Below are 16,192 nucleotides of genomic sequence, written 5' to 3'. Positions count from 1 at the left end.
GGAAGCCGCGAAGCGGCCGGTGACGTCGGCCGGCACAGGGCACACCGCCCGACGACGCCACCCCACAGACCGCATTTCAAGCCTTTCGATCCAGCCACATCCCCCGCGTCATCCGATAAAGCTTGTGCAACCGCAGCGGATGCCCAACCGCAATCCCAGGATGCTCGAAGGTCCCGTCCGCCACCATGCCCAAGCGCTTCATGACCGCCTCCGACGGCAGGTTAGACGCCGCGGTGAAAGAGACGATCTCCTGCAACCCGAGTCTCTCGAATCCCACCTGCAATGCGCCACGCGCAGCCTCGGTGGCATAGCCGCGGCCCCAATACGCACGCGCCAAGCGCCAACCGACTTCAACGCAGGGCGAACACGGCAGCTCTGGTCTCGGCACGCTCAGCCCGGTAAAGCCGATCGGCATCCCGCTCGCACGCTCCTCCGCAATCCACAAGCCCCAACCCCTCGTCTCGATCGCCTGCGCGCAACGGTCCGCCATCGCATCGCTCTCGGCGCGCGAGAGCGGCGCCGGGAAAAACGCCATCACCTTCGGATCGGCATTCAACTGGGCAAAAGGCTCGTAATCGGCAGCCCGCCATTGCCGCAGGCGCAAACGTTCCGTGTCGAACTCGATGCGCTCGGACATCGATCCGCGCGCCTATTCCGCCGCCTGTCGCAACGTCGCCACCACAGGTCGCCGCAGCACCTCGCGCAGTCCCCACCATCCCGCAGCGAGCGCAAGAACAGCGCCCGCCAGCGCGCCCGCGAGCGGCACGATCGGCGACGCGGTCCAGGTGAAGTCGAACACATAGCGCGCCAGCGCCCAGCCAATGATCGAGGCCACGATGCTCGCAAGGAAGCCCGCGAGCAGCCCGACGCCCACCAGTTCCGCGCGCTGCACCTGGCGCAGCAGGCTCGCCCGCGCACCCACGGCGCGCATGATCGCGAACTCGCGGGCGCGCTCCTCCCGCGTGGCCGTGACAGCCGCGAACAGCACCACCAGCCCCGCCGCCAGCGTGAAGCCAAAGAGGAATTCCACCGCGCGAATCACCTGGTCGAGCACGCGCTGTATCTGCCCGATCGTGGCGCTCATGTCGACGTTCGTGACGTTCGGATAGGTGCGCACCAGCGCGTTGTCGAAGCCCTTCACATCGGGCGCGCGGAACGCACCCATGTAGGTGACGGGCACGTCGGCCAGGGACGCCACCGTGTACATCACGAAGAAGTTCGCATGCATCGACCCCCAGTCGACCTTGCGCAGCGAGGTGATGCGCGCATCGTTCTGCATGCCCCCGATGTCGAAGCGCAGCATGTCGCCGAGCTTCAGGCCGAGCGTCTCTGCCAGCCCTTCCTCGACGCTCACCTCGCCAGCGGCGCCCGGCTTCCATGCGCCGGCGGTGACGATGTTGTGCGCCGGTGCATCGACGCTGTTGCTGAGATTGAATTCGCGATCGACCAGCCGCTTCGCGCGATCGTCCGCATAGTCGTCGGGCGTCACCGGCTTGTCGTTCACCGCCACCAGCCGGCCGCGGATCATCGGATACCAGTCGAACTTGCGCACGCCGTTGTCGCGCAGCGTCTGCTGGAACACGTCGCTCTGGTCCGGCATCACGTTGATGACGAAGCGGTTCGGCGCGTCGGGCGGCGTGGCCTTGCGCCAGCTCGATACGAGGTCCGTGCGCAGCAGCACCAGCAGGATCAGCGCGAGCAGCCCCACCGCCAGCGCACTCACCTGCACCACGGCATAGGCCGGTCGCGCCGATATCTGGCGCGTGGCCAGCACCAGCCAGCGCGGTGCGGTGGTTTCGTTGACGCTGCGGCGCAGCAGCAGCACGGCGACCCAGCTCAGCAACGCGAACACGGCCACGGCGGCAGCGAAGCCGCCGACGGCAATCAGGCCCAGCTTCAGGTCGCTGCTGGCGGCGACCAGCAGCGCCGCAAAGCCCGCGACGCCCAGCCCCAGCACGGCGATCGATGCGGGCTTGAGGTTGCCGACGTCGCGCCTGATCACGCGCAGCGGCGGAACGCGCGCAAGCTGCAGCACGGGCGGCAGCCCGAAGGCGAACAGCAGCGTAAGCCCCACGCCGAAACCGAAGGCGACGGGCCAGATCGTCGGCGCGGGCAGCGCGCTCTGGACCAGTCCCGCGAGCAGCACCACGAAGGCATAGTGCACGCCGAAGCCGATTGCAACGCCCAGCGCGCTGGCGATCACGCCCACCACCGCGAACTCGAAGGCGTAAGCGCCCGCGATGGTGCGCTGGCTCTGGCCGAGCACCCGCAGCATGGCGCAGTCGTCGAGGTGGCTGGCGGCGAAGCCGCGCGCCGCCAGCGCCACGGCGACGGCCGACAGCAGCGCGGCGAGGAGCGCGACCAGGTTCAGGAATTTCTCGGCGCGGTCCAGCGTCTGACGCATTTCGGGCCGGCCGCTCTCGAAGGAGTCGAGTCGCGCGCCGCGAATATCACCCTTCTTGATCGTCGCCTCGGCCCAGTCGCTGAAACGCTTCACCGCCCCCTGTTCGCCTGCGACGGCGAAGCGGTAGCTCACGCGGCTCGCCGGCTGCACGAGGCCTGTGCGGGGTACGTCGGCCTGGCTGAGCATGACGCGAGGCGCAAAGCTCATGAAGCCGGCGCCGCGGTCGGGTTCGAGCGTGATGATCCGGCCGATGCGCAGGGCGGCATCGCCCAGCAGCAGCGTGTCCCCCACTTTGAGCGAGAGCGAATCGAGCAGCGAGGCATCGACCCAGGCCTCGCCGGGCGCGGGGACGTCTCGGGTGATTTCGCCCGGCGCCGCGGGGTCGGTGCTCACTTGCAGATTGCCGCGCAACGGATAGCCGGCGGTGACCGCCTTCAGCGCCACCAGCTTGCTCGCGCCGCCCTGGGCCTCGTCCGCGCGCGCCATGGTCGGGAATCCGTAGGTGCTCGAACCCTCCAGCCCCAAAGACCGTGCCTGCTCCATGAAGGCGACCGGCGTCGGGTTGTCGGTCGCCAGGACGGCATCGCCACCCAGCAGTTGCCGCGCATCGCGCTGCAGTCCGCCCTTGAGCCGGTCGGCGAAGAAGCCGACCGCCGTGAGCGCCGCCACGGCCAGCAGCACGGCGACGATCAGGAGACGGAGTTCACCGGCACGAAGATCGCGCCAGAGGGTGCGCCAGCCGAGGCGAATGGAAGCGTTCATGGGGCCTGACGATAGCCGAAGCAGCCAGAACACCCGGCTGCGCGGGATTAGCCCGAAACGTTTCAAAAAGTTAAACCGTGTACTACTTTTGTGACAAAGGTCGCATCGAAACCGAAACCATAGTTCTCATTTCAGAGAAATCTCGTGGTTCTGGGTTTCAATCAACCCATCCCAACGGAAAGCATACGAATGAGCTACTACGAACACGATTACGGACTCGCCGCCCTCGAGGTGAAGGTCTCCGATCTGCTCATCGCCACGCCGGACGCGTGCGACCCGTTGCTCGATCCCGCGGTCTACCAGGTCCTGAAGCTGTTGCGCGACCAGCACGGCATGGAAGCAGCCTTCGCCTGCGAGGTCAACGACGGCCAGCGGGTGTCGCGCCGTGTCGAACAGTCCCTCCGCGCCCAGTTCATCGACGAACAGGCTGAACCCCTTGAACTGGCTTTCTGCAAGCAGGTGCTGAGCGCGCGCGTTCCGGCGGGCTGCTACCTCAGTGCGCCGGTGGTGCTTGCCAGCGGCGCGATCTACGGCACCTTCTATTCCTTCTGCTTCAACCCGGATCCGGCCATCGAGGCCCGTGATCTCAAGAAGCTCGAAATGGCCGCGCAACTGGCCGCGCGCCTGATCGACGAGCGCAGGCCGCGTGCCGCGTCGCCCGTTGCCGCAGCGCCGGCCGCGCAACGCCAGCCCGCCGAAGCGCAGTTCGCCTGAATATTCAGCGCACGAAAGTGCGGCTGTCCAATCCGATCCGGCCACTGGGCAGCTTGCCCCGGCCGCTCTGGGCTTCCGCCTCTTCAAGGTTCAGCAGGACGTCGGGCGCGGTCAGCAGGCGCAACGCCTCGACCGGCGGCAGCGTCCTGCTGCTGAACAGAAAGCGCAACTGGCAATCCCCGACGACGATGGCGTCGCCGTTCTTCAGCGCGCGCGATCGCACCTTTTCATTGTTGACGTAGGTGCCGTTGCGGCTGCCCATGTCGGTGAGCATGAAGCCCTCGCCCGTCCACTGGATGGCGGCGTGATGGCGGCTCACCCGTTCGCTGTCGATGCAGACCCTGTTGCCGATGGAACGCCCGATGGTGGTGAGCGTCGCCGCGATGTTGACCTGCCGGACACTGGCATGCCGTGCCAGGATGATCAGTCTTGCCATACCTAGTTCCTCTCGATTGCTGGAGTGGCATCGAGCTTAGGACGGGCGTCTCGTTTCACAAGACTGAAACAGAAGGGTTAATCCATTCCTGTTCATACCGGGAATGCAGGATTTGGCACGTGCGGCTCGAGCACCACCGGGATCGCCTTGGAGGCCGGCGTGCCCGCGTTGAGCGCGACGGAATCCAGCGGCACCAGCGGATTGGTTTCCGGGTAGTAGGCCGCGAGGTTGCCGCGCGGGATGTCGTAGGCCACCAGCCTGAATTTGTCGGCCCGGCGTTCCTGGCCGTCGTGCCACACGGTCCTGATGTCGACCCAGTCGCCGTCCTTCAGCCCCAGCGCGCGGATGTCGTGCGCGTGGATGAAGACCACCCGCCGCTGGCCGAACACGCCCCGGTAGCGGTCGTCCATGCCGTAGATGGTGGTGTTGTACTGGTCGTGCGAGCGCGTGCTGAGCAGGGTGAACACGACCGTGTCGCGCACCCGCGCGCGCGCGCGGTGCGAGGGCGTGTCCTGCGGCACCGCATGCGTGAAGAAGCTCGCCTTGCCCGAAGCCGTCTCCCACACGCGCTCACTCGCCGCGTTGCGCAGCCGAAAACCGCCCGGCGCCGCCACGCGCCGGTTGAAATCCTTGAAGTCGCCGAAGACCGCTTCGATCCGGTCGCGGATGCGGCCGTAGTCCTCGATCAGCCAGCGCCATGGCGTGCGGCTGCGCTGCCCGATGGTGGCGGCCGCGAGTCGCGCGACGATGGCCGGCTCGGACATCAGGTGCTCCGAAGCCGGCGGGTTCATGCCGACCGAGATGTGGACCATGCTCATCGAATCCTCGACCGTCACGCCCTGCACCCCATCGGCCTGCCGGTCGATCTCGGTGCGGCCCAGGCACGGAAGGATCAGCGCCTCGCGGCCGTGCACGACGTGGCTGCGGTTGAGCTTGGTGGCGACGTGCACCGTCAAGTCGCACCGGCGCAGCGCCTTCCATGTCTCGTGGGTGTCCGGGGTAGCCGCCGCGAAGTTGCCGCCCAGCGCGAGGAAGACCTTGCCCCGGCCGTCCAGCATCGCGCGGATGGATTCGACCGTGTCCCAGCCGTTCTCGCGCGGCGGCTCGAAGCCGAACACCTCGCGCAGGCGATCGAGCAGCGCGGCGGGCGGCTTCTCCCAGATGCCCATGGTGCGATCGCCCTGCACGTTGCTGTGGCCGCGCACGGGGCAGGCGCCGGCGCCGCTACGCCCGATGTTGCCGCGCATGAGCAGCAGGTCGAGCAGCATCTGGATCGTGGCCACCGCATCCGTGTGCTGCGTGATGCCCATGCCCCAGCAGACGATCGCGCTGCCGGCGTTGCGGTAGACATCGGCGGCGGCGCGGATCTGCGCTTCGCTCAGGCCCGACTCGCGCTCCAGCAGCGGCCACGACTCGGCGCGCAGGTCGGCCACCAGCGCATCGAAGCCGGTGGTGTGCGCGGCGATGAATGCGTGGTCCAGCACCGCGTCGCCCGCGTCCTCGCGCTCGACGAGGTGCTTCATCATCCCCTTGATCGCCGCGAAGTCGCCGCCGACGCGCAGCTGGAAGTAGTGCGTGCTGATGGGCGTGGAACCGCCCGTCGCCATCTCCAGCTTGTCCTGCGGATCGGCGAAGCGCTCCAGCCCACGCTCGCGCAACGGGTTGAAGCTCACGATCTTCGCGCCGCGCCGGTGGGCGGCGCGCAGCTCGCCGAGCATGCGCGGATGGTTGGTGCCCGGGTTCTGGCCGAAGATGAAGATCGCGTCGGCCTTCTCGAAATCCTCCAGCGTGACCGTGCCCTTGCCCACGCCGATCTGCGGCCGCATGCCGCTGCCGCTGGGCTCGTGGCACATGTTCGAGCAGTCGGGAAAGTTGTTGGTGCCGTACTCGCGCACGAAGAGCTGGTAGAGAAACGCGGCCTCGTTGCTCGCCCGGCCCGAGGTGTAGAACATCGCCTGGTTCGGATCGGGCAGCCCGTTCAAGTGGCGCGCGATCAGGGCGAAGGCATCGTCCCAGGCGATGGGCCGGTACTTGTCGCTGGCGCTGTCGTAGACCATCGGATGCGTGAGCCGGCCCTGGTCTTCCAGCCAGAAGTCGCTCTTCTCCGCCAATTCCGCCACCGTGTGCAAGGCGAACAACTCGGGCCCCGCACGGCGCGCGGTAGCCTCGGCCGCGACGGCCTTCACACCGTTCTCGCAGAACTCGAAGGTCGATGCGTGATTGCGGTCCGGCCACGCGCAGCCGGGGCAGTCGAAGCCGTCGGGCTGGTTGGCCGACAGCATCGTCCGCGCGCCCTTCACCGGGATGTCCTGCTTCAGGAGCGCATTCGTCACGCTGCGCAGCGCACCCCATCCTCCCGCCGGCCCCTTGTACAGGGCGATCTTCTGTTCTCGCATGCGGCGAGTGTTCTCGGCACCCGCCGCAGCGTCCAATTGAATCGGGACATGCCCCGATTCGAAATCGAAATGGAAGCGTTGCTCAGTGCGTGACGCGCCCGCGCATCGCCGCCGGATGGCCCGCGAGGCTGAACGATTTGCCCGTGTTGACCAGCGTGTCGCCATCGACGCGCAGGATGGTGATGTCCTGGTCGATGAAGTTGCCGACGTAGAGGTACTTGCCGTCCGCGCTGAACACCGCGCCTTCGGGCAGGCCACGCACCTCGATCTCGTTGCCGCGCGTGACCTTCTTGCCGTCGATCTTCAGTGCCACCACCGAGCCGTTGCGGTTGTAGAAGTAGGCGTTCTTCGCCGAGTTGCTGCCGCGCAGGATCACCGCGACCGCAAACTTGCCGGTGGGGCTCACGGCAAGGCCTTCGGGGCCGTCGCCGACCACCACCTTGTCGATGACGCGCGGCGGTGTGGCTTCGAGGTCGATCACGCTCACGGTGTCGACCTGTCCGTCGGACGCGCCCGAGTTGCCGTTGTCCGCGGTGAGGGCCAACTTGCCGTCCGGCGTCACGTCGACGTTGTACGGCCAGAGGCCCGCGGCGAGATCGACCTTGTTGTAGGTGACCTTCTCGCCATCGACGTCCAGTACCGCGATCTTGTGGTTCGGGAACTTGGCCGCGAGCGCACGCTTGCCATCGGGCGTGAAGCGCACGTGCGAGACCGATTCGCCCATCGCCACGGTATCGATCAGCGTCACCTTCTGCCCCGCGATGCGCAGCACGCTGACCGAGTTGTCGGCGCGGTTCGCGACCAGCGCGAGCGTGCCCGCGCGGTTGATCGACAGCCCCGAAGGCTGCTTGCCGAGGGTGAGGGTGTCGATGACTTTCGGCGGCGTGGCCGTGAGATCGATGACGAACAGCCGGTTGTCGGGCACCTGCTTGCGCACGCCGCCTTCCTCGACCACGTTGAGGGAATTCGCCACCAGCGCGAGCTTCTCGTCGGCCGTGATCGCCAGGTTGGTCGGCGGGCCGGCAATGGTGTTGTCCATGGACAGCGTGCCCAGCGAGCGCGGCGCGAGCGGGTCGGTGCCGATGTCGAGCACCTGCAGGGTGTCCCGGCCCGGCGCGCCGAGGATCACGGCGCCCGCATCGTTCCAGCTCTGCTTCTCGTCGTTGGCGACCAGCATCAACTGGCGCTGTCCGCCGGACGGCGTCGTGCTGCAGCCGGAAAGCACAGCCGTTGCGGCCACGATGGCCAGGGCGAGCGCGTGCAGGGAACGAGGGCGTGATCGCATGAGGTGTCTCCGTTGTTGTTGTGAGCCGGGGCCATCCTAGCCACCGGCGCCGCCCCGCGGCTCAGGGAAAGTGCCCCCTCAGGTGCCGAAGCGGCTCGGGATGCCGGGCTGGTCCTCCGGCTTCAGGCCCCGCATCTCGAAGGCCAGCACGACGAGCAGCAGGCCGAAGACGATCGAATAGCTCGCGATCACCCACACCAGTGCGACGGCACCCCGCCCCGGGCTCAGGACCATCAGCGCGCCGAACAGGATCGACACCGCGCCCGAGAGGATGAGCATCCATTCGTTGTCGATCTCCTTGCGGATGCGGATCGCGGCCGCGACCTGCAGCACGCCGGTGAAGATCGCCCAGGCGGCGATGAACATCAGCAGCACGAAGGCGGTCATGCCCGGCCAGACCAGGGCGGCAATGCCCGCGATGATCCCGATGAGGCCGGTCAGCACGAGCGGCCAGACGGGCTTGATGCCGTCGCGGATCCGCAGCCCCGCGATGATGGAGAACACCCCGTCGGCCAGCGCGTAGGCGCCCCAGAAGAGGGCCAGCGTCAGCAGGGTCGCGCCCGGCCACGCGAAGGCCAGCACGCCGAAGAGGATGGCGGCGACACCGCGCAACGCCATCCACCCCCAGTTGCCGCGCAGGTGTCCGAACATGCTTTCGATCGCCATGGTTGCTCTCCTTCCGCCACGAGGGCGCCTCGGGACGCCGGTTCCCTGCCAGCAATATAGGGGGCCATGCAGGGCGCGTAAATGCCCCTTCGGCAGCCGGCTCAGCTTCCCGTCTTGCCCCGCGCGCCGAAACGCGTCTCCAGGAAGTCAAGCAGCGCCCGCAGCGCCGCGCTGTTGTGGCGCCGCTGGAGGTAGGCGGCAGACAGCCACATGTCGCTGCGTGAGAAGTCCTGCAGCACCGGCACCAGCTCGCCGTGGTCGATGTGCTGCTGCACCAGCATCTCGGGCATGTAGATCACGCCGAAGCCCTGCATCGCGACCTGGATGAGCGGCCCCGACTCGGTGGCGTCCATTCGCGTCCGCACGGACACGTCGAAGGGCTCGCCATTCACTTCGAAGCGCCATTGGGGATGCAGCCCCAGGCGCGACTGCGTGAGCGCGTCGTGCCGGGCCAGCTCGCTCGGATGCTGCGGCTTGCCGTGCTTCTTCCAGTACACCGGCGAAGCGCACACCACCAGGCTCCGGCGCGCCAGCTTGCGGACGATCAGGTTCTCGTCCTCGATCGGCCCGAAATGAAGGGCCACGTCGATGGCCTCCTCCGCCATGTCCTCGAGCGGCCGGCTGCTGAGATGCAGGCTGATGCTCACATCGGGGTAGTGCCCCATGAACTGCCCGATCAGCTTCGGCACATCGCCCTGCCCGGCACCGAGCGGCGCCGAGATGCGCAGGCGTCCCGTGGGATGGTTCGCATGCTCCTGCACCTCGGCCTGGGTGAGTTCGAACATCTCCATCATCGGCTTGCTGCGTTCGAGCAGCAGCGATCCGGCGTCGGTAAGGCTGACGGCGCGCGTGGAGCGGTTCAGCAGCCGCACGCCCAGGCGCGACTCCAGCTCGGAGATGTACTTGCTCACCGTGGCTTTCGACACGTCGAGCTTGGTGGCCGCGCGCGAGAAGCTGCCGTGCGAGGCGACTTCGCGAAAGGTCTTGATCAGGTCGAGGCTGTCCATGTCTGGGGTGCATTGTCCCCCGTCGCACCCGTCCGGCAGCCTCGCCCGCTCAGATCGTCAGTTGAAGAACTTCGCGGCAGCCACCAGGGTCTTGTAGACGCCCCATGCGAGCGGGATGCCGACCGCCACCCACGCCAGCACTACGACCAGCGGGCTCACCGTGCCGCCGCTGCCCGCCGACGCCGAACCCACCTCGGCCGCGACGGCCTTCTCGTGGGCGAGCTTCTTCTCGTGGGCGAGCTCTTCGTCGCTCATGAAGTGCTTGTCCGCGACCGGCCGCACCATCAGGTTGGCGATCAGGCCGATCACCAGCATGCCGACCAGGATGTACATGGTCTGGTTGTAGACCTGCTCGCGCGGAATGCCGAGGCCCAGCTGGTATTCGCGCATGTAGTTCACCACCACCGGTCCGAGGATGCCGGCCGTGGCCCAGGCCGTCAGCAGGCGGCCGTGGATCGCGCCCACCATCTGCGTGCCGAACAGGTCGGCCAGGTAGGCCGGCACGGTCGCGAAGCCGCCGCCGTACATCGACAGGATGATGCAGAAGGCACCGACGAAGAGCAGCTTGCTGCCGGCGCCGGCCGACGACGGGATGCTCCAGTACAGAAGCCCGCCGAGCACGAAGAAAACGGTGTAGGTCAGCTTGCGGCCGAGCTTGTCCGACAGGCTCGCCCAGAAGAAGCGGCCGCCGATGTTGAAGAGCGACAGCAGCGCCGCAAAGCCGCCGGCCACCGCGGCGATCGCCGCGAGCTGGGTCTTGTCGAGTTCACCGAACTTCTTGGCGACGCCGATGAGGTTGCCGCCGAACACTTCCTGCAGCATCGGGCTGGCCATGCCGATCACGCCGATGCCTGCGCTGACGTTCATGCACAGCACGATCCAGACGAGCCAGAACTGCGGAATGCCCCAGACCTTCTTCACGTGCACGTGGCGCTGCGTGATCATGGCGTTGCCCGTCTGTGCCGCCGGCGGGGTCCAGCCTTCCGGCTTCCAGCCGGTGGGCGGCACGCGATAGCCGAGCGCGCCGGCCATCATGAAGACGAAGTAGACGATCGCCATCACGACGAAGGTCTGCATCACGCCCACGTCGGTGGGGGTGGAGAAGGTCTTCATCAGGTCGACGGCGAGCGGCGAGCCGATCATCGCGCCGCCGCCGAAGCCCATGATCGCCATGCCCGTCGCCATGCCGCGACGGTCGGGGAACCACTTGATGAGCGTGCTGACCGGCGAGATGTAGCCCAGGCCCAGCCCGATGCCGCCGATCACGCCGGAGCCGAGGATCATCAGCCAGAACTGGTGCAGGTGGATGCCCAGCGCCGACAGGATCATGCCGCCGCACCAGCACAGCGCCGACACGACGCCGGCCTTGCGCGGGCCTGCGCGTTCGAGCCAGCCGCCCCAGAGCGCAGCCGAGCAGCCGAGGAAGACGAAGAACAGCGTGTACATCCAGCCCAGCGTGGCGATGCGCCAGTCGCAGCCGCTGGCGAACAGTTCGGCGAAGAAGCTCATGTCCTTCGCGCAGGCCTGGGCGCCGGTCCCTGCCGTGGCCAGCGCCTTCGACAACGGCAGCCAGAACACCGAGAAGCCGTACGCCATCCCGATGCAAAGATGGATGGCGAGTGCCGCCGGCGGCACGAGCCAGCGGTTGAACCCCGGCCCCGCGATGATTCTTTCCTTGTCGAGGAAGCCGGGTTGCGAACCCGACCCGTCGATGTTGCCGCCCCCATCGAGGACGCCAGCGTTTGAACCCGCCATTGCCATTTCTCCTGTACCGATTGTTGAAATTGGAGACCCCATCCGGGGTGGCGAGGAGTTTCGACGCAGTTGTTACAAGAGGTCAAGCGGGTTTCACATAGCTTCCGGGTCCGGAATCCGGAACCGTCGGGTCGCCGCGACGGTTGCTCAGCCGTCGAGCGCCCCGCTGTGCAGATCGACCTGCGCGCGCCATTGCGGCGTCTGCAACAGGTCGAGCGCGGCCGCGAGGGCACGCGAAGGCCGCACGCCCTGCTGCGTCATGAAACCGATCGGCGTCCTCACATCCGGCGAGACCAGCGGCAGCGCTTCCAGGTCGCGATGGCTGCGCACGGCCGCGACCATCGCGCCCGGCAGCACGCTCCACACCTCGCCGGCCTCGACGGCCAGCACGAGCGCGAGCACCGAGTTGGTCTCGATGGCCGGCGTCACCGCGACGCCTGCGTTGGCGAACGCCTGGTCGACGATGAAGCGGTTGTGCATGTCCGGTGCGAGAAGGCAGAGCGGATGCCGTGCCGCCTCTGCCCAAGACACAGCGTCGCCGATCTGCAGCGTTTCAGCCGCAGGGCGTTCAGCGCGGCACAGCAGGAAATAGTGTTCGACGCACTGCGGCCATGCCTCCAGCCTGACCTCGCGCAGTTGCATGCGCTCGGTATAGCCCAGCGCGAGATCGACCGACAGGCTGTCGAGGCCCGTCTCGAGTTCCTGCGAACTCATCGACAGCACCGAGGGCACGATGCCCGGATGCCGCTGCTGCAGCATCGCCGCAAATCGCGCCAGCATCGGCACGGCCGTCGGCACCGCAGCCATGCGAACCTGCCCGCAAGGGCGACCTTCCTCGCTGCGCAGTTCCTGCTGCAGCACCTCGCTCTCGTGCAGCATGCGCTGCGCCGTCGCCAGAACCCGCTCGCCCTCGTGCGTGAGCCCGCCATAGGTCCGCCCGCGCCGCACGATCACCACGCCGTACTCGGTCTCCAGTGCCCGCAACGCGTTCGACAGCGCCGGCTGCGTGATGTGGCAGGCCTGCGCCGCCCGACCGAAGTGGCGATGCTCGTCCAGCGCCACGAGATAGCGCATCGAGGCCAGCAGATTCATCCGAGTTCACCGAGCCCGCAAGGACCCTCCCCTACGGGCGAAGCGACACGAAGTGCGCGCAGCCTGGGGGCGAGCAACATTTCAGGTGTCTTTGCTGACCGTGATCGTCGGGAACTTGGCCGAGAAATCCTTGGCCTTCTCGGCGATGCCGACTGCCACACGACGTGCGACCGCCTTGTAGATGCCCGCGACTTCCCCATCGGAATCGGCCACCACCGTCGGCGTGCCGCTGTCGGCCTGCAGTCGGATGTTGATGTCCAGCGGCAGTGCGCCGAGGTAGTCCATGTCGTATTGCGCAGCCATCTTCTTGCCGCCTTCGGCGCCGAAAATGTGCTCCACGTGGCCGCAGTTCGAGCACACGTGCACCGCCATGTTCTCGACGATGCCGAGGATCGGCACGCCGACCTTCTCGAACATCTTGATGCCCTTCTTCGCGTCCAGCAGCGCGATGTCCTGCGGCGTGGTGACGATCACCGCGCCCGTCATCGGCACGCGCTGCGAGAGCGTGAGCTGGATGTCGCCGGTGCCCGGCGGCATGTCGACGATGAGGTAGTCGAGGTCCCGCCAGTTGGTCTGGCGCAGCAACTGCTCCAGCGCCTGCGTGGCCATCGGGCCGCGCCAGATCATGGCCTCGTCCTGGTCGACCAGGAAGCCGATCGACATGACCTGCACGCCGTGGTTCTCCAGCGGCTTCATGGTCTTGCCGTCCTCGCTCTCGGGGCGGCGGTCGATGCCCAGCATCATGGGTTGGCTCGGACCGTAGATGTCGGCATCGAGCAGCCCCACGGTCGCGCCTTCGGCCGCCAGGGCGAGCGCAAGGTTGGCCGCGGTCGTGCTCTTGCCGACGCCGCCCTTGCCCGATGCCACGGCGATGATGTTCTTCACGTTGGGCATCAGTTGCACGCCGCGCTGCACGGCATGGCTGATGACCCGGGTCACGATGTTGACCGAGACGTTGTCGACGCCCGGCAGCGTCCTCGCGGCAGCCACCAGCGCCTGGCGCATCGCAGGGATCTGGCTCTTCGCGGGATAACCCAGCTCGATGTCGAAGGACACATCGCCTTCCTGGATCTGCACGTTCTTCAACGCCTTCGTGCTGACGAAATCCTTGCCGGTATTGGGATCGAGAACCGACTTGAGCGCCTCCGCGAGCGCTTCTTGCGTAACTGCCATTGGAAACTCCTGAATGGCGGCTAGTCTAGTGCTGCTGGGCGCAGGGCCTCTCGGGACAGCCCCTTTACCCACTTTTCAGGGACACCGCGGATCCGGCTACGTGGGCTTGACGGCTGGAGCAGGAACCACCTGCCTGGCTGCATCGATGAGCGTCCGCGGCTTGCTCATGTCCCATTGGGAGAACTTGGCGGGAGGCAACGGCAGAACCTTGTCAAGGTTGGGGAAGCGAAGGTCGGGGTTCTGATACAGAGCGTCCACAAAGGCCATATAGCGGTCTTCTCTGCCGGGGTCTGGGGACGGGCCGCCCTTTGTCATCTCCGCGCCTCCGAAAAGAACTGCGAGCGAGCTAGCGCATTTCTCACAACCGAACTTGACACCCTCGTGAAGCACGCGGATCGTCCGGGCCCACCCTTCTGGTGTCTTGTCCCGTCTGTAAACGCGCGCCAGTTTATTTGCGCCATTCCCGCTTCCCTGTGCAAACGAGCACTCCAGCATCTTCAGTCCTACGACGCGGTTGTCCCAGAAGAGCTCCTTCGGGTTGTCATAGGCCGCCGAGAGGTCATAACCCAGAAACGCCTGCGCACTCGGACTTCCCATGTCCGCAGCCAATTCCCAGAACGCATAAGCGCGGCTGGTGTCACCGCCCACACCCAGCCCTTGCTGGTGGTACGTGCCCATCGCATCGAAGGCCGCCGGAATGCCAAGCTTCATCGCCTCTTCCACGATCCGGATGGCGCGCTCGGTGTCTCTCGGTACCACATAGGGCTCCGTGCCATCGCCTTCAATCAGCACACCAGCGAGGTTCATCATGGCCTTCCAGTGCTTGCGCTCGGCCGCCTTCTGCCACAGTTCCACCGCCTTCGGATAGTCGCGCTGGTTGGGCCACAGGTCGCGGCTGGTCGCATGTAGACCTTCCTGAAACCACGCCTCGGCTTGCGCATCGATGGCCGGCACCGCATCGGCTTCATGCTTGCAGACGAAATCCTGCCGGTGCGGCTCGAACGCCTTCAGCGCCATGTTGCGCGGCAGCGGAGGGATGACTGGGGCAGACTCGGAGCACGCAGAAAGTACACCAAGGCCCACCAGCAGGCAGCAGGCAACACGGATCAGTCGCATACGCCGATTCATCAGGCCAGCGGCTTGCCATGCCCGTCGTGCAGATCGCTCAGCGTGATCTGCGTGCCCACCGCAGCAGGCTCGTTGGCGTTGTCGACCCATAGCCACCGGACGTGACTCGGCTCGATGTCCAAATGCGCGTAGCGTGGATCGGGGAAGGGCTTGCCTTTCTCCATGTAGGCCTGACGACTGATCTCGTGGAAGACCTTGGCGAGCGCATGTTCGCCTTCGATCCGGGGCTCCCAGATGCCCGTGCGCGGGCAGGGACTGCTGCCCTGGCAGGTGACCAGCGGCATCGGCATGCGGCCCATGCGGGCGATGCCACGCGCCACTGCGGCGGGTGGCGCAGGGGCGGCCAACTTGACTGGTTCACCCATGTAGTGCCACTGCACGCCGAGCACCGCGGCGTACTCGCCGAGGCTGCGGCGGTCGGGCGAGTCGAACGCTTCACCCCGTGCATAGCGCAAGGGCACCTGGCGCTGATTCCATTCACGCTGGAACTCGCGCACGGACTGGGTCAGTTGCGCGAGCCAGTAGCCAGAGTAAGGGACTGTCTCGCCATCGGGCAGAGGTGGCATCTGCGCCTGACGGCGGTCGAACCGTCCATGCCACTCGGCGGCGGGGATCAGGGGTTGACTCGGCAGTGCGTAGCCTTGCGGAATGTGGGCGCGGCCTGTGCGTTGCGAGCCCGGCGTGGGCTTGACGGTTGGTGCCGGAACCACCTGCTTGGCTGCATCGATGAGGGTCCGCGGCTTGCTCATGTCCCATTGGGGGAGCTTGGCGGGCGGCAGCGGGACAACCTTGTCCAGATTGGGGAAGCGCAAATCGGGATTGGAGTACAAGGCGCGAGCGAGCGACCTATAACGCTTTGCGCGAGCCGGGTCCGGGGATGGACCACCCTTCGCCATCTCCGCACCGCCAAATAGAACCGCAAGGGCACGGGCACATTGTTCGCTGCCATACTTAGCACCTTGATGCAGAATCGGGAGCGCTTTTCCGTAGTCTCGATCAAAGACACGATATTCAAGTCCCAACTCGTAGGCCGCCTTGCCATTGCCCTGCGCAAAGGCACACTCCAGCAACTTGAGGGCGACGGGCTTGTTACTCCACATGCCAGCCTTTGGGTTGTCGTAACCCCCGAGCAAGGCGCGTCCCAGAAACGCCTGCGCACTCGGGCTACCCATGTCCGCAGCCAATTCCCAGAACGCATAGGCGCGGCTGACGTCCCCGGTTACACCCAACCCTCGCTGGTGGTATGTGCCCATCGCATCGAACGCCGTCGGGATCCCTAGCTTCATCGCCTCTTCCACGATCCGGATGGCGTGCTCGGTGTCTCGCGGCACCACGTACGGCGTGAGCGTCTTGCCGTCCCACCTTGACCGAGGC

At 66.6% G+C, this 16,192-nt stretch carries 13 protein-coding genes; 1 reads left to right on the top strand and 12 read right to left on the bottom strand.

What is annotated here, in order from left to right; genetic code table 11:
• Window positions 1-76: 76 nt before the first annotated feature.
• Both ACSFBL_RS14395 and ACSFBL_RS14390 read right to left on the bottom strand, forming a co-directional pair.
• Window positions 77-637 (bottom strand): GNAT family N-acetyltransferase, encoded by a 561-nt coding sequence (locus ACSFBL_RS14395; protein WP_435516457.1) that lies wholly within the window; start codon window positions 635-637, stop codon window positions 77-79.
• A 12-nt stretch (window positions 638-649) separates the two neighbouring features.
• Window positions 650-3,166: an ABC transporter permease gene (locus tag ACSFBL_RS14390; protein WP_435516456.1), complete on the bottom strand. Its 2,517-nt coding sequence runs from the start codon at window positions 3,164-3,166 to the stop codon at window positions 650-652.
• 189 nt (window positions 3,167-3,355) lie between these two features.
• On the opposite strand from ACSFBL_RS14390, the gene ACSFBL_RS14385 reads away from it, so the two are divergent.
• A complete protein-coding gene (locus ACSFBL_RS14385; protein ID WP_435516455.1) occupies window positions 3,356-3,880 on the top strand; it encodes a hypothetical protein in 525 nt (174 codons plus the stop codon).
• A 4-nt stretch (window positions 3,881-3,884) separates the two neighbouring features.
• Here ACSFBL_RS14385 and ACSFBL_RS14380 read toward each other — a convergent pair whose 3' ends face one another.
• The 10 genes from ACSFBL_RS14380 to ACSFBL_RS14335 form a co-directional block, all read right to left on the bottom strand.
• The gene (locus ACSFBL_RS14380) at window positions 3,885-4,316 is read right to left on the bottom strand and encodes an FHA domain-containing protein (protein WP_435516454.1); all 432 of its coding nucleotides are present in this window, start codon (window positions 4,314-4,316) and stop codon (window positions 3,885-3,887) included.
• 92 nt (window positions 4,317-4,408) lie between these two features.
• On the bottom strand, window positions 4,409-6,712 hold the full coding sequence (locus tag ACSFBL_RS14375; protein ID WP_435516453.1) for an FdhF/YdeP family oxidoreductase: 2,304 nt from the start codon (window positions 6,710-6,712) through the stop codon (window positions 4,409-4,411).
• 82 nt (window positions 6,713-6,794) lie between these two features.
• Window positions 6,795-7,997 carry a lactonase family protein gene (locus ACSFBL_RS14370; RefSeq protein WP_435516452.1) on the bottom strand — a complete coding sequence of 401 codons (1,203 nt, stop codon included), beginning with the start codon at window positions 7,995-7,997 and terminating at the stop codon, window positions 6,795-6,797.
• 78 nt (window positions 7,998-8,075) lie between these two features.
• Entirely contained in the window at window positions 8,076-8,663 is a 588-nt protein-coding gene (locus ACSFBL_RS14365; RefSeq protein ID WP_435516451.1) for an HdeD family acid-resistance protein, read from the bottom strand.
• Between the two features lie 101 nt (window positions 8,664-8,764).
• Complete coding sequence (locus ACSFBL_RS14360; protein ID WP_435516450.1) at window positions 8,765-9,670, bottom strand: LysR family transcriptional regulator; 906 nt, start codon at window positions 9,668-9,670, stop codon at window positions 8,765-8,767.
• A gap of 57 nt (window positions 9,671-9,727) precedes the next feature.
• Window positions 9,728-11,425, bottom strand: a complete 1,698-nt coding sequence (locus tag ACSFBL_RS14355) for an OFA family MFS transporter (RefSeq protein ID WP_435516449.1) — start codon at window positions 11,423-11,425, stop codon at window positions 9,728-9,730.
• Between the two features lie 147 nt (window positions 11,426-11,572).
• Window positions 11,573-12,517, bottom strand: coding sequence for a LysR family transcriptional regulator (locus tag ACSFBL_RS14350; RefSeq protein ID WP_435516448.1), 945 nt, complete (start codon window positions 12,515-12,517; stop codon window positions 11,573-11,575).
• Window positions 12,518-12,598: 81 nt separating this feature from the next.
• Window positions 12,599-13,690: an iron-sulfur cluster carrier protein ApbC gene (gene apbC, locus ACSFBL_RS14345; RefSeq protein ID WP_435516447.1), complete on the bottom strand. Its 1,092-nt coding sequence runs from the start codon at window positions 13,688-13,690 to the stop codon at window positions 12,599-12,601.
• A 96-nt stretch (window positions 13,691-13,786) separates the two neighbouring features.
• Window positions 13,787-14,806, bottom strand: coding sequence for an SEL1-like repeat protein (locus ACSFBL_RS14340; protein ID WP_435516446.1), 1,020 nt, complete (start codon window positions 14,804-14,806; stop codon window positions 13,787-13,789).
• Window positions 14,807-14,817: 11 nt separating this feature from the next.
• Window positions 14,818-16,104, bottom strand: a complete 1,287-nt coding sequence (locus ACSFBL_RS14335; RefSeq protein WP_435516445.1) for a tetratricopeptide repeat protein — start codon at window positions 16,102-16,104, stop codon at window positions 14,818-14,820.
• Window positions 16,105-16,192 lie beyond the last annotated feature (88 nt).

This window comes from Variovorax glacialis (assembly GCF_051216375.1).
Classification (GTDB): Bacteria; Pseudomonadota; Gammaproteobacteria; order Burkholderiales; family Burkholderiaceae_C; genus Variovorax.
This window is presented reverse-complemented; position numbering and strand designations above follow the sequence as displayed.